Annotated in this window: 12 protein-coding genes and 1 pseudogene; 5 read left to right on the top strand and 8 right to left on the bottom strand. The window is 63.8% G+C overall.

Annotated features, from left to right (window positions below; all coding sequences use genetic code 11):
• Nucleotides 1–141: 141 nt before the first annotated feature.
• Complete coding sequence (locus D4754_RS02615; protein WP_121061321.1) at nucleotides 142–1,047, bottom strand: LysR family transcriptional regulator; 906 nt, start codon at nucleotides 1,045–1,047, stop codon at nucleotides 142–144.
• Between the two features lie 211 nt (nucleotides 1,048–1,258).
• Between D4754_RS02615 and D4754_RS02610 the strand changes: the two are divergent.
• A pseudogene (locus D4754_RS02610) lies at nucleotides 1,259–1,550 on the top strand (antibiotic biosynthesis monooxygenase family protein).
• A 41-nt stretch (nucleotides 1,551–1,591) separates the two neighbouring features.
• Here the strand turns inward: D4754_RS02610 and D4754_RS02605 are convergent.
• Complete coding sequence (locus tag D4754_RS02605) at nucleotides 1,592–3,865, bottom strand: transglycosylase domain-containing protein (protein ID WP_121061319.1); 2,274 nt, start codon at nucleotides 3,863–3,865, stop codon at nucleotides 1,592–1,594.
• A gap of 274 nt (nucleotides 3,866–4,139) precedes the next feature.
• Between D4754_RS02605 and D4754_RS02600 the strand changes: the two genes are divergently transcribed.
• Together D4754_RS02600 and D4754_RS02595 are read left to right on the top strand one after the other, a co-directional pair.
• The gene (locus D4754_RS02600; RefSeq protein WP_121061317.1) at nucleotides 4,140–4,478 is read left to right on the top strand and encodes a P-II family nitrogen regulator; all 339 of its coding nucleotides are present in this window, start codon (nucleotides 4,140–4,142) and stop codon (nucleotides 4,476–4,478) included.
• Between the two features lie 31 nt (nucleotides 4,479–4,509).
• Complete coding sequence (locus D4754_RS02595; RefSeq protein WP_121061315.1) at nucleotides 4,510–5,838, top strand: ammonium transporter; 1,329 nt, start codon at nucleotides 4,510–4,512, stop codon at nucleotides 5,836–5,838.
• 249 nt (nucleotides 5,839–6,087) lie between these two features.
• Here the strand turns inward: D4754_RS02595 and D4754_RS02590 are convergent, their stop codons facing one another.
• The 3 genes from D4754_RS02590 to smpB form a co-directional block, all read right to left on the bottom strand.
• Entirely contained in the window at nucleotides 6,088–7,272 is a 1,185-nt protein-coding gene (locus tag D4754_RS02590) for an amino acid aminotransferase (protein ID WP_121061313.1), read from the bottom strand.
• A gap of 20 nt (nucleotides 7,273–7,292) precedes the next feature.
• Nucleotides 7,293–8,150 (bottom strand): 3-mercaptopyruvate sulfurtransferase, encoded by an 858-nt coding sequence (sseA, locus tag D4754_RS02585; RefSeq protein ID WP_121061311.1) that lies wholly within the window; start codon nucleotides 8,148–8,150, stop codon nucleotides 7,293–7,295.
• Nucleotides 8,151–8,518: 368 nt separating this feature from the next.
• A complete protein-coding gene (smpB, locus tag D4754_RS02580; RefSeq protein WP_121061309.1) occupies nucleotides 8,519–8,995 on the bottom strand; it encodes an SsrA-binding protein SmpB in 477 nt (158 codons plus the stop codon).
• 128 nt (nucleotides 8,996–9,123) lie between these two features.
• On the opposite strand from smpB, the gene D4754_RS02575 reads away from it, so the two are divergent.
• A complete protein-coding gene (locus tag D4754_RS02575; RefSeq protein WP_121061307.1) occupies nucleotides 9,124–9,768 on the top strand; it encodes a DUF1523 family protein in 645 nt (214 codons plus the stop codon).
• Between the two features lie 5 nt (nucleotides 9,769–9,773).
• Here D4754_RS02575 and D4754_RS02570 read toward each other — a convergent pair whose 3' ends face one another.
• Nucleotides 9,774–11,351: a DUF5928 domain-containing protein gene (locus D4754_RS02570; RefSeq protein ID WP_121061305.1), complete on the bottom strand. Its 1,578-nt coding sequence runs from the start codon at nucleotides 11,349–11,351 to the stop codon at nucleotides 9,774–9,776.
• A 146-nt stretch (nucleotides 11,352–11,497) separates the two neighbouring features.
• On the opposite strand from D4754_RS02570, the gene D4754_RS02565 reads away from it, so the two are divergent.
• Nucleotides 11,498–12,316 carry a sulfotransferase family protein gene (locus D4754_RS02565; protein WP_121061303.1) on the top strand — a complete coding sequence of 273 codons (819 nt, stop codon included), beginning with the start codon at nucleotides 11,498–11,500 and terminating at the stop codon, nucleotides 12,314–12,316.
• A 31-nt stretch (nucleotides 12,317–12,347) separates the two neighbouring features.
• Here D4754_RS02565 and D4754_RS02560 read toward each other — a convergent pair whose 3' ends face one another.
• Nucleotides 12,348–12,716, bottom strand: a complete 369-nt coding sequence (locus D4754_RS02560) for a VOC family protein (RefSeq protein WP_121061300.1) — start codon at nucleotides 12,714–12,716, stop codon at nucleotides 12,348–12,350.
• 299 nt (nucleotides 12,717–13,015) lie between these two features.
• Complete coding sequence (locus D4754_RS02555) at nucleotides 13,016–13,702, bottom strand: response regulator transcription factor (RefSeq protein WP_121061298.1); 687 nt, start codon at nucleotides 13,700–13,702, stop codon at nucleotides 13,016–13,018.
• Nucleotides 13,703–13,713: the final 11 nt, after the last annotated feature.

The following is a 13,713-nucleotide window of genomic DNA, read 5'->3' as shown; positions in this document are numbered from 1 at the left end:
ACTCCCCCGAGGTATTTGGGGACCAAAGAAATGGCGGATCCGCTGCTGCTTCTCTTCCGAAATACTCCCGCCGGAGGCATCCGGCAGAAACGCCCGGCCCATCCGCCGATCAGACGACAGAGGGGCACCCGCCGCAAGGCGCTACCAGTTCATCGGGCCCTTGCCGTCGAACTGATGGGCAAGGAAGTCGATGAACGCGCGGACCTTGGGCTGAGTGAAGCGCCCCGGCGGGTAGACGGCGTAGATGCCCTGCCGTTCGACCGGCAGCGACGGCATCGCGTCTTCGATCAGCCCCTTTTCCATCGCCGCGCAGTAGAGATAGCTGGGCAGGTAGGCGATCCCCAGCCCGGAGATCGCGGCGTTCAGCAGCGACTGGCCGTCATTGACCGACAGCCCACCTCCCGACCGGACCTGTCGCTTCTCGCCCGAGGGCGCGGTCAGCTTCCACACCGCGGCGTTCGACTGGGTGGAATAGTGCAGGAGCTTGTGGTCGCTCAGATCGTCGATCCGCGCGGGCCGGCCGTGGCGCGCGAAATAGCCGGGGCTGGCCACCATGCGGCGGGTGGTTTCCGCCAGCTTGCGGGCGCGGAGCGTGGAATCCTCGAGCTCTCCGATCCGGATGGCCACGTCGAACCCTTCCGAGATCAGTTCCACGAAGCGATTGTTCAGGACCATGTTCACGGTGATATCGGGGAAATCGGTCAGGAAGCCGCCCAGGATAGGCGAGACATGGTTCACGCCGAAATCCGTCGCGACAGACACCCGCAAAAGGCCCGACGGCGCCGACTGCATCGCGGAAACGAGCGCATCTGCCTCTCCCGCATCGTTCAGGACCCGGCGGGCGCGGTCATAATAGGCGAGGCCGATCTCGGTCGGGCTGACGCGGCGGGTGGTGCGGTTCAGAAGCCGTGCGCCCAGCCGCGCCTCCAGGCTCGACACGTGCTTTGATACCGCGGATTTCGAGATCCCCATCTTCCGGGCCGCGTCGGTGAACCCGCCCTGATCGACGACATTGGCGAAGGCTTCCATTTCAGTCAGGCGGTCCATGTTCGGTCCTTGCAGGCGCAGATGTGGCTTGAAGGCCGGGTATGGTGGCGAAATCAGGCAAGATCTGGGCAAAGGTTGGATAATATCGAGATTTCGACCCGGATCGTCGCCGATAGCGAAACGGCCATGGCGCCGCTTCGGCCGCGACCGAACCGTGCCGCGACGGTCCGTTTTAGGATTGCCCGCAACACGACATGCGGAAACGGAGCCCATGATTGCCGTTGTCTTCGAGGTCGAACCGGCAGAGGGCCAGCGCGATGCCTATCTCGACATTGCCGCCGAACTGGCGCCCCCTGGTGCGCGAGATCGACGGCTTCGTGTCGGTCGAACGGTTCGAAAGCCTGAAGACGCCGGGCGAGCTGCCGTCGCTGTCCTGCTTCCGGGACGAGACCGCGCGGGAAGAATTGCGCGCGCTGGCCGCGCTTCGCCGGCCCCAGTCGAAGGGCCGGGCGGGGATCTTCCGCGGTTACCGCCTGCGGATCATCCGTGACTACGGCCGGTAGACCGCGGCCAGCCGTGCGGCGCATGACACCGCGCCGCCCGGCTAGCGGTCGCCGCCCTCGACCTTTGGCGCCTCGGGTGCGCCTCCGCCCCCGCCAAAGATGCCCTGCACAAGGTTGTCGATGCTCTGCCCCAGTCCGCCGGAACGGGGCGGGACCGGGTCGATGGCGTTCAGGTCGGGCTCGCGCGCCTGCGCGCCGCCTTCCGGGGGGCGCATGGGCAGGGGCCGCGGTGTCTGGCCTTCCTGCACGCGGATCATCGTCTCGCGCCAGATCTCGGCCGGAAGCCCGCCGCCGGTGACGCCTTCGAGCGGGGAGTTGTCGTCGTAGCCCATCCAGACGCCGACGACGTAATCCGCGGTGAAACCGATGAACCATGCATCGCGGGACGACTGGCTGGTGCCGGTCTTGCCCGCCGCCTGCCAGCCTGGCAGTTGCGCCCGCCCACCGGAGCCTTCGGTGATAACCTTTTCCATCATCCAGACAAGCTGTTCCGCCGCTTCCTGCCGGATCACCCGTTCGCCCATGCCGCCCGAGGCGCCGATCAGGGGCGTGTCATCGCCCTGAAGCCGCAGTTCCTCCAGCCCGTAGGGTGTCACCGACGAGCCGCCGTTCAGGATGCCCGCATAGGCGCCCGTCATCTCGATCAGCGTGCTTTCCGACACGCCGAGCGCCAGCGACGGACCGTCGGCCAGATCGCTGGCGATGCCGAAATCGCCCGCCACGCGGCGCACCAGATCGCGGCCGACGCTTTCGGACACCTTGATCGCGGGAATGTTCAGCGAATCCTTCAGCGCATGGGTCAGCGTCACGCGGCCATAGTGCTTGTGGGTATAATTGTCGGGGCACCAGCGGCCCGAACCCGGGATGTCCATGCAGAACGGCTCGTCGACCACGGTATCGTTCGGAGAATACCCGACCTCCAGCGCCGTGGCATAGATGAACGGCTTGAAGGCCGATCCGGGCTGGCGCACGGCCTGCGTCGCACGGTTGAAGGCGCCCGACACCCGCGTGTCGCGCCCGCCGACCATGCCGCGCACGGCACCATCGGGCGACATGACCACGATGGCCGCCTGCGCTTCGGAGCCGTCCTTCACCTTCTCCTGGAAGATGATCTTCATCGCCTCTTCCGCGGCCTGCTGGATATGCGGATCCAGCGTCGTGCGAATGATCACGTCTTCCGTGGTGTTGCGGGTGAAGAAATCGGGCCCGGTCGACATCACCCAGTCGGCGAAATACCCGCCGGCACGGGCGGCCGCGGCTTCGGACAGGACGGCGGGCTGGGCGCGGGCCTGGTCGGCCTCGGCCTTGGTCAGATAGCCCTGTTCCTCCATCAGGCCCACGATCACGGCCGCACGGTTCTGCGACCGCTCCAGATCGGCGGTGGGGGCGTAGCGCGACGGCGCCACCAGCAGCCCGGCCAGCATCGCCGCCTGCGCCGGGGTGACCTGATCCGCGGTGCGGTCGAAATACCGCTGGGCGGCCGCTTCGAACCCGCGGGCGCCCGCGCCAAGGAAGGCGCGGTTCATGTAGATCGCAAGGATCTCGTCCTTGGAATACTTGACCTCCATCGCCATGGCGAAGATGGCTTCCTTGATCTTCCGCCACAGCGTGGTTTCGCGGCAATCGGCCTCGTATTCCGCTTCGGTCATGCCCGACGACGGATCGTAGGCATCGCCAAGACACAACAACTTGGCCGTCTGTTGCGTGATGGTGGACCCGCCATGCCCCGACAGCGGTCCGCGCCCTTCGCGCAGGTTGATCGCCACGGCGCTGGCCACGCCGCGCGGATCGACGCCGGGATGCCAGTAGAAACGCTTGTCCTCGGTCGCGACGACGGCATTGCGGAGATAAGGCGACATGTCGTCCGCCGTCACCTGGCCACCGTACTGATCGCCCCGCCAGGCGAACGTGTCGCCGTTCCGGTCAAGCAACGTAACCGAACCCCTTGCCCGCCCGTCATAAAGCGCGCTGGCCTCGGGCAGGGTGGTGTAGACATAGGCCACGGCAAAGCCCAGCAGCACCGCCACGATCAGCGAGACGCGCCAGAACAGGCCCCAGATCACGCGGAAGATCAGCCGGAACAGGCCCATGATGGCCCGGAAGAGCCAGCCTATGGGACCGCCGCCGCCCGTATTGCCACCGCCCCCGCCGCCACTGCGCTTGCGCGCCGGCTTCTTCGGTGGCGGTGTCTTGGCGGGCTTCTTCGGCGGGGGTTTCCTCCCGCCTCCGCCTGCGGCGGTCTTGGCCGTCGCGCGCGGGCTTTTGCCACTGCGTTCGGCAACCAGCCGCGGTCGCGCCTTGGATGAATCGGTCATGCTCTGCTCTGCCTGGCTTTATTGTTGGAGACACCATACAGCGCCGGCGGCGCTTTGTTGAGAGCAGCCGCGCATGTCGTATTTTACAAGTTCGCCTAATTTTTGATCTTTTTCCAAATTCTGTGCAGAAAATGCGCACATTCGTCCCGACAGACCCCTTTGCAAGACGGTCGCGGGGTCACCTTTCCCTGCGCGCCCGTCTTGAATGCTTATGCAATCGCCACCGGCCCCACGAAGGTCGCGATGGGGTCAATGGAGAAAAAGGGGACACGACGTGAAACTCGTTATCGCAACGATCAAGCCCTTCAAGCTGGAGGAGGTCCGCGAGGCGCTGACCGAAGCCGGTGTCGGCGGCTTGATGGTTACCGAAATCAAGGGTTTCGGCTCCCAGTCGGGACATACCGAAATCTATCGCGGCGCCGAATATGCCGTGAACTTCGTGCCGAAAATCAAGCTCGAGGTCGTCGTGCCGGCCAGCATGGCAGACAAGGTCGTCGAGACGATTTCGTCCGCGGCGCGCACGGGCAAGATCGGCGACGGCAAGATCTTCGTGCTGAATGTCGAACAGGCCGTGCGTGTGCGCACCGGCGAAACCGATCACGACGCGCTGTGAGTGCGGTGAGGGACCAAGGGGAACAAGGACAATGAAACTTCTCAAGACAGTCGCGCTTGCCGGCGGGATCGCCGCGCTGCCCGCGCTGGCACTGGCGCAGGACGCCGCCGCCACCGGTGAAGCGGCCGCACATACGAGTTATATTCTCACCACGCTGCTGTTCCTGATCGGCGGCTTCCTGGTGATGTGGATGGCTGCAGGGTTTGCCATGCTCGAAGCCGGGCTTGTCCGGTCGAAGAACGTGGCGATGCAGCTGACGAAGAACATCGCGCTCTTCTCGATTGCGGGCATCATGTACTGGCTGGTCGGCTTCAACCTGATGTACCCGGGCGACGGCTGGTCGATCGCGGGCTACCTGGGCGCCTTCGCCCCCACCGTGCTCGAGCCCGTGGGCGTCGGCGCGGATGCGACCGATCTGGGCTATGCATCGGTCGGGTCGGACTTCTTCTTCCAGCTGATGTTCTGTGCTACCACGGCGTCCATCGTTTCGGGCACCCTGGCCGAACGCATCAAGCTGTGGCCCTTCCTTGTCTTCGTTGTCGTGCTGACGGGTTTCATCTACCCGATCGAAGCGTCCTGGCAGTGGGGCGGCGGCTGGCTGTCGGAAATGGGCTTCTCGGACTTCGCAGGCTCCACCCTGGTGCACGCAGCTGGCGGCTTCGCAGCCCTGGCCGGCGCCATCGTGCTGGGTCCGCGGATCGGCAAGTACAACAAGGACGGCAAGGTTGTCCCGATCCCGGGGTCCAACCTGGCGCTTGCCACCCTGGGTACATTCATCCTGTGGCTGGGCTGGTTCGGCTTCAACGGCGGTTCGCAGCTGGCCATGGGCACCGTGGGTGACGTGGCAGACATCAGCCGGATCTTCGCCAACACCAACATGGCCGCCGCGGCCGGTGCGGTGACGGCGCTGATCGTGACCCAGCTGGTCTACGGCAAGGCCGACCTGACCATGGTTCTGAACGGCGCGCTTGCCGGTCTCGTGTCGATCACGGCCGAACCGCTTGCTCCGTCGCTGTTCCAGGCCCTGATCATCGGCGCCATCGGTGGTGTGATCGTGGTCGTCACGGTTCCGCTGATCGACAAGATGAAGATCGACGACGTCGTCGGCGCAATCCCGGTCCACCTGATCGCGGGTCTCTGGGGGACGTTCATCGTCGCCTGGACCAACGACGGCGCCAGCTACGGCACCCAGCTTGTCGGCTTCTTCGCCATCGGCATCTTCGTCTTCGTGGTCAGCCTTGTCGTCTGGCTCCTCATCAAGGCGATCATGGGACTGCGTGTCAGCGAGGAAGAAGAGATCAACGGTCTCGACATGGCCGAGCTCGGCATGGAGGCCTATCCGGAGTTCTCCAAGGGCTGATACCTCCTCCCATCAGCCGGAAGACGGCCCGGGCGTTCGCGCCCGGGCTTTTTTGTTTCCGGGCGGCGGTGGCGGAAAACCAACGACAAGACGCAAGAAAAATTCCGATGATGCTAAAAGCGCCGGCGCCGCGGCAGATTCCACGCGCCCGTGGCGGCAAGGAGGATCCCGCAAGGGATCCGACGGGGGCGGGCGGGCGGGCCGTCACGGGCGCGCGTGACGTTAGCCACAGGCACGCCCCGACGCCTGTCAGAGACCAACCTCGGCAATCGCCGCCGCCAGCACAGGCACGGAACTCTCCGTCAGCCCGGCCACGTTCATCCGGCTATCACCCACCATGTAGACGCCATGCCGGTCCCGCAGCATTTCCACTTGTTCACGACTGGCGCCCAGACGCGAGAACATGCCGCGATGTCGCGACAAAAAGTGGAACCGGTCCGATCCGGTGATCCGCTGCAACTCATTCGCCAATGCCTGTCGGACAGACTGAATCCGCCCGCGCATCCCGTTCAGCTCGTCCAGCCAGTCGGCCGACAGATCGACATCATCAAGGATCGTCGAAACCACCCGCGTCGCGTGATCGGGCGGGAAGGAGAAATTCTGCCGGTTCAGATGTGCCAGTGTATCGCCAAGCCGCGGCGCCAGCGTCCCGTCCTGCGCCGTGGCAATCAGCACCCCGGCGCGATCACGATACAGGCCGAAATTCTTCGAACAACTGACGGCGATCAACGCCTCCGGCAGCTCTGCCACCAGATCGCGCACCGGTCCGGCGTCCGCCTCCAGCCCGTCACCAAAGCCCATGTAGGCCAGGTCGATCATCGGCAGCGCGCCGGTCCGAGCCAGAAGCGCCCGCACGGCCTGCCATTCCACCGAATTCAGATCGGCGCCCGTCGGGTTGTGGCAGCAGCCATGCAGCAGCAGCACATCACCCGCGCCGAGGTCCGACAGATCCTCCATCATCCCATCGAAATCGATCCCGCGGCTTTCGGCATCGAAATAGCGGTAGCTCTTCCGCGCCAGCCCGACATGGTCCAGCATGCTGGCATGGTTGACCCAGGACGGATCGCTGATGAACACCCGTGCGTCCGGGTTCGCCTCGCGGATCGCCTCGAAGGCCTGCCGCACGGCGCCGGTCCCGCCGGGGGCGGCCGCGGCGGCCACGTTCTGGCGGGGCAGAGCATCGCCCAGCACCAGCCGGATCATCGCGTCATTGAAGCCGGGATCGCCCAGGAATCCGATATAGGATTTCGTCTCCTGATCACGCCACAGCCGCTCCTCGGCCACTTTCACGGCCCGCATCACCGGCGTGACGCCGGCGGCGTTCTTGTAGACGCCGATGCCAAGGTCGATCTTGCCGGGCCGCGGATCGTCGCGATAGGCGGCCATCAGGGCAAGGATCGGGTCAGCCGGCTGGACCGGCAGCGATTGGAACATCCGGGTCGCTCCGCAAGGGGTCAGGTGGCAGGGCCGGTTTCGACGGGGACCGTCGGGAAGGCGCCCCATTCGGTCCAGGATCCGTCGTACAATGCGTAATCCGTCTTGCCCATCCGTTCCAGCGCAAGACACAGGATCGCCGCCGTCACCCCGGACCCGCACGAGGTAATCGCGGGCTTCGACAGATCGACCCCCGCTGCCTTGAAGATGGCACGCATCTCGTCGGCCGACTTCATGGTGCCATCGCCGTCAAGAAGCGAGCCATAGGGCACGTTCTTCGACCCCGGGATATGGCCTGCACGCAGCCCTTCACGCGGCTCGGGCGCATCGCCCCGGAACCGTTCGGCTGACCGCGCGTCGATGATCTCGTGATCGCCCAGCTTGCTGGCCTGGCTCACCTGCGTGACATCCCGCACCAGCTGGTTCTGGACCCGGACGGTCATGTGCCGGTCGCGGATCATGGGGGGCATGTCCTCCACCGGGCGCCCTTCGGCGACCCATTTGGGGAACCCGCCGTCCAGCACGGCGACATCGGTCTTGCCCATCAGCCGGAACATCCACCAGACGCGCGCAGCGGAAAACAGGCCGGCGCCATCGTAGACCACGACCTGATGCCCGTCGCCCACGCCCATCGCGCGCAGGCGCGACATGAACTTCTCGGCCGGCGGCGCCATGTGGGGCAGCGAAGACCGGTGGTTCGAAATCTCGTCGATATCGAAGAACCGCGCGCCGGGGATATGGGCGGCATCGTATTCCGCCACCGCATCCCGGCCGGCACCGGGCAGGTACATCGATCCGTCCAGCACCCGAAGATCCGGATCCTTCAGATGTGCGGCAAGCCAGTCGGTCGAGACGAGCGTCGTCGGATCGTCCTGCATGAAACCCTCCCAAAGGCATATTCCCCGTCGTTACAGATTGCCGCAGCGAAGGACAAGAGACGCCGGTGCGGGCCGCATGTGATTCCCGCCCTCGTCAACGTCTGCTGCGCAGTCTGCCTCCGGCGGGAGTATTTGGGAAAAGAAGAATAAAGGAACCCTATTGTTCTTCTCCTTTCTCCAAATACTCCGGGGGAATCCGGGCCGCAGGCCCGGATGGGGGCAGAGCCCCCGGCTGCGCTCACGACATGATTCCCGCCAATCGCCAGACGCCCCGCGCCCGTGGCGGCAAGGAGGATCCCGGCACGGGATCCGACGGGGGTGGGCGGGCGGGCCGCCGCGGGCGCGGAGCACGCCGTGGCCGGATTGGATCAGCGGTTTTCCTTGAGAAGCCGCTGCTTGTCGCGCGACCAGTCGCGCTTGGCCTGGGTTTCACGCTTGTCGTGGTTCTTCTTGCCCTTGGCCACGCCCAGCTTCATCTTCGCGATGCCGCGGTGGTTGAAGTACATCACCAGCGGAACAAGGGTCATGCCCTTGCGCTGGGTCGCGTTCCAGAGATCCGCCAGTTCCTTCCGCGACACCAGCAGCTTCCGCCGACGGCGTTCCTCGTGGCCGAAGGTCTTGGCCTGACCGTAGGGCGCGATGTAGCTGTTCGTCAGCCAAAGCTCGCCGTCCTCGACCGAGGCATAGCATTCCGCGATATTCGCGCCGGACGCGCGAAGCGATTTCACCTCGGACCCTTCCAGGATGATGCCGCACTCCAGATCCCGTTCGATCGCATAATCGAAACGCGCTCGCCGGTTTTCGGCGATGACCTTGTAATTCGGATCTGATTTTCCCTGTACCATAGCCGGTGCATTTAGGTGTGCCGGCCCACGACCGCAAGCGTCAAGGCACGAAGGACCCGCACAGCGCGCCGCGTTGACATCCCCGGTGGCAGACGATCATCTGGGCGCGTCATAGCCGGAGGCCGGGCATGTTCTACATCAAGTGGGCGTTCACGCTGATCATCTGGGGCGCACTCGCGCTCTTCCTATGGTACACGCTGCCGCGGCACGACGTGGTGCAGCTCACCGGGACAGACATCAAGCGTGTCAGCTTCGAAGGCAACACATGGTTCTGGTCCACGACATCGACCGGGGGTGAGGTCAGCCAGGACAACACCGCCGACGTCTACATGATCAACGCGATTCGTCCCAATGGCAAACCCCGCGTCTATCGCAACCAGGACACCGGCTGGGGCTGGCCGCCCTACATGAAGTTCAATGCCTCGGACCTTCAGGCCAAGGCGCAATCGCTCGTCTCGACCCAGGCCGAACCGAAATGGGTGATGGTCCGCTACTACGGCTGGCGGTTCAACCTGCGCTCGATCTTCCCAAACGCGGTCAAGGTCTGGCAGGTCGACTCCCCCGATCACACGGTCATCAACTGGTTCAACATCATCTTCCTGGCGCTTTTCGGCGCGGCGCTGATCGCGCTCTGGCGCCGGTGGCAGCGGTTCCGCGAACGGCGAATCGATCCGGTGCTGGAACGCATCGAGGACTGGTTCGTCGATATCGGCTTCTGGTTCACCGACAAGCGCCGCCAGTTCCGCGACTGGCGCGACCGGCAGCGGACCTGAGGCCGCTATTCGGCGAACAGGTGCTCGGTCTCGGCGATCTCCATCGCCGCGTCGGGCGAGATCGTCAGGAATTCCACGAGCCGTTCGGCCATGTCATCCGCCTTGTCTGACTGGCGGATCCGCGAGAAGCGGGAGAAATCGGCGTCGCGGATGCGGTCGGCCTCGTGGGCGATGTCGTTGCGGATCGTGGGCAGGATCCGGGCCAGCGTTGCCGGGCTGGTCTGTTCGCCCGCCAGGCCCACGCGCCTTGCATGGCCCAGCAGATACTCGTCGGAAAACTCGCACTGGACGTCCAGAAGCCGCGTGACCGACCTGTCGCTGCAGAAATCCTCCAGCAGCTCGAAGGCGCTGGGATCGAGGCAGATGATCAGCCGGTCGGTTTCATAGTAGTCGAACAGCATCCGCATCAGGGCCCGGCGATGGCGGGTACGCTTTTCCAGTGTCGACTGGATGCCGCCCAGATCCGGCAGCGGCGTCGTTTCCTCGTTGAACAGGTATTCGACCGCCGGCACGTTGGTGACCTGCTTGATGCGGGCGAGCAGCCGTTTCGCCACGTGCCATTTCTTGCAGATCACGATCATCAACTCGCGATCGCGGCCCAGCGAACCTTCCGTCTCCCAGAACCGCGCGCCAAAGCGGCGCCCGACCCGGCCCTGCCCGGCCAGGAACTTGTACAGGTCCAGCCCTTCGTTCGAGACCTGGAAATCAACGTCTTCGGCCGAATAGAGCCGGCCCAGCCGGGCGCGAAGCTCGTTCGCTTCGGGGCTGATCTTGCGGGCAAACAGGAAATCCTGCCCCACCAGCAGATCGTAATGGTCGTTGTAGAAGGTGATGGGCATCCCGTAGTCGGAAAACATCAGGAAGGTCAGCGTGCGGCACTGGATCTCGCGTTCGGGCACAAGGTGGCGGACGAGCGTCTGGAAGAAGGTTTCGTCCGGGATCCACGTGGTGCGGAAGAAGCGCATCACGTCGCGCCGCTGGCGGGTGAATTCCAGGATCGTTTCGACCGTTCGCCGCCGCAGGCACCACCATTGCGACCCGATCATGACCTGGATGTCATGGGGCACCTCCCGCGTGAGGTTCAGCCTTTTCTGCAGGTCGTAGCCGGTATAGAATAGCCAAGGTTGCGTGCGCTCGTTGAACCAGTGGCGGTAGATCAGCCGCTCTTCCTTCAGGCCGGTCTTGATCCAGTCGCTTTCGAAGAAGTCGAAGCTTTCGATGAAGTCGGCATCGTGGGCGTCAAGGAAGCTGTGGGCGTATTCGGCGGATTTCACCGCCATGCAATCGCCCGACAGCATGTAGAAATGCGTGGCACGGGGAAATGCCGCAACCGCGCTTTCCACGGCATGGAGCGACGCCTGAACCAGCGACCACTCCCCCCAGCCGCACCTGATGCGCTTGTGCGCGAAGGTCACGTTCGGATTGCCGTCCAGCGCGCGGCGCAGCATCTGGTAATGTTCGGGCTTTGCCCGGGCATCGAAATGGATCGACATGTAGTCGCCCACCGCGGTCAGACGCAGGGCCTGCTGGATGATCGCTTCCGGTTCCTTGTGGCACAACAGGATGTAAGCGATCTTCGGCACCTGGATCCCCGGTATTTGTCAAATGTTCCGCGCGAACGCAAAGATAGGTGTGATTGCCGATTGAAGAAACCTGATAAATTTGATTTCTCTTTGGCTTCGGCACCCTGAAAGCAATATGATGGCACGGGGCCAGGAGGCAGAGCACGATGGGTTTTCCCGGAACGTGGATGACCGAATCCGAAAGCATGGTCTATCGGGTCGTTCCGAAATGCGCATGTTCGACCATCGGTCAGATCATGTACTATTCCGATCACGGCCGGTTCTTCGACGGTGATATCCACGATGCCCGCGAAGGCGTGCACAAGTGGTCGGTCACCGAAAGCCAGGACCTGATCACCCGCAACGTCCAACAGCAGCAGATCTATGCCTTCACCTGCGTGCGCAATCCGTACACGCGCATCCTGTCGTCGTTCTTCGACAAGATCTGCGGCATCCAGCGCAACGGGAAGCGGTATCGCGGCAACCTTGTTCCGATGCTGATCTACAAGTACGGGATCGAGGTCGGCGGCGAAGACGGCAAGGAGGAGTTCGACCAGATCCAGTCGTTCCGCCGCTTCCTGCTGTTCGCCCGCGACACCATCCGCTGGCGCCGCCCGATGGACCCGGACATCCACTGGTCCGCCATGTCGGGCCACGTGTCGACGTTCATCGTCAACGGCGGACGGTACAAGAACATCTTCTGGACCGAGGACTTCAACGCCGGGATGCAGCAGGTGCTCGACAATGTCGAAACCACCCATCCCATAGACCTGGCCCAGATCCCGCGGTTCAACGAAAGCGAAGGCCACGGACCCAAGCGCGCGCATCCGGTGGAGGACTATTTCGACGACCTGTCGATGCACCTGATGTACGAGATCTACAAACGCGATTTCGACGCGTTCAATTACGATTTCGAAAACCCCGCCAACAAGATGCCCATCGGCGAGATCGACCTCGACGAGGTCCACGCCAAGCTGGGCGACTGAAGCCGGCGCAACTGCACCGGCTCCGGCCGTGTCAGATCTGCTGGCCCACGTCGATACGGTTGCCGTCCGGGTCCGCGAAGACGAAGGCCTTCAGACCATATTCCTTGTCCTGCAGGCTCTTGATGATGCGCAGCCCATGGGACAGGCAGCGGGCATGGGCTTCGGCCGCGTTCGACACCATCATGTGCGCGACGTTGAACCGGGCGCCCTTGTGACCGGGGTGCAGTGTCAGGTGCAGTTCGGCATCGTCTTTCTTCAGGATTACGAAACCCGTCGGATCGCCGTTTTCGAATATCTTCTCGAAGCCGAAGACATCGCGGTAGACGGCACAGGCCCGTTCGATATCGCTCACCGGCACGGTCGCGGTGATGCGGCCCAGTTTCAGGGGGGTATGGGGCATGGCAATGGCCCTTTTCTGTCGTGGATCGCGATGGTGCCTTTGGCCGGGCGGTGCCGGGTATCGCAGCAGCCATCGCCTGTCAGGGCGGTGCCTGCCGGAAAGCTAGCAATGACCGTGACAAAGGGCAATCATTGGGTCCGTGCGGGCTGTAAAGCACAAAAAAGGCCGGGCCAATGGCCCGGCCAGTCCAACAGGGAGCGCATGTCAGGCCCCGGACATGCACGGGATGCGTGTACTATTATAAATTTATTAACGTTAAAATTGACAACCGTCAACCAACGCAAACCGGACAAATCGACTCAGGCAACCAGCCTGTAGCCACCTGATTCCGTCACCAGCAGACGCGCGTTCGACGGATCGGGTTCGATCTTCTGGCGTAGGCGGTAGATATGGGTTTCCAGCGTGTGGGTCGTGACCCCGGCATTGTAGCCCCAGACCTCGTGCAGCAGCACCTCGCGGGCCACAACGCCATCGGTTGCGCGGTAGAGGAACTTCAGGATGTTGGTTTCCTTCTCCGTCAGCCGGATCTTACGGTCGTCTTCGGTGACCAGCAGCTTCATCGCCGGCTTGAACGTGTAGGGCCCAAGGGTAAAGACGGCATCTTCCGACTGTTCGTGCTGGCGCAGCTGGGCGCGGATGCGGGCCAGCAGGACCGGGAACTTGAACGGCTTGGTGACGTAATCGTTGGCGCCCGCATCGAGGCCAAGGATCGTGTCGGCATCGCTGTCCTGCCCGGTCAGCATCATCACGGGCGCCTTCACGCCCTGCTTGCGCATCAGGCGGCACAGCTCGCGCCCGTCGGTGTCCGGCAGGCCCACGTCGAGGATGATCAGATCGTAAAGCTTCTCCTTCGTGCGGTCCAATGCCTGGGCGCCGTCGGCGGCTTCGAAGACATCGAAATCCTCGGTCATGACCAGCTGTTCGCTCAACGCGTCGCGCAGGTCGTCATCGTCGTCCACGAGAAGGATGTTCTTGATCTGGGCCATCTTTTAACTCC

The organism is Chachezhania antarctica, from assembly GCF_003646465.1.
Classification (GTDB): Bacteria; Pseudomonadota; Alphaproteobacteria; order Rhodobacterales; family Rhodobacteraceae; genus Chachezhania; species Chachezhania antarctica.
Note: the sequence above shows the minus strand (reverse complement) of the source record. Positions and strands in the feature narration are given on the sequence as shown.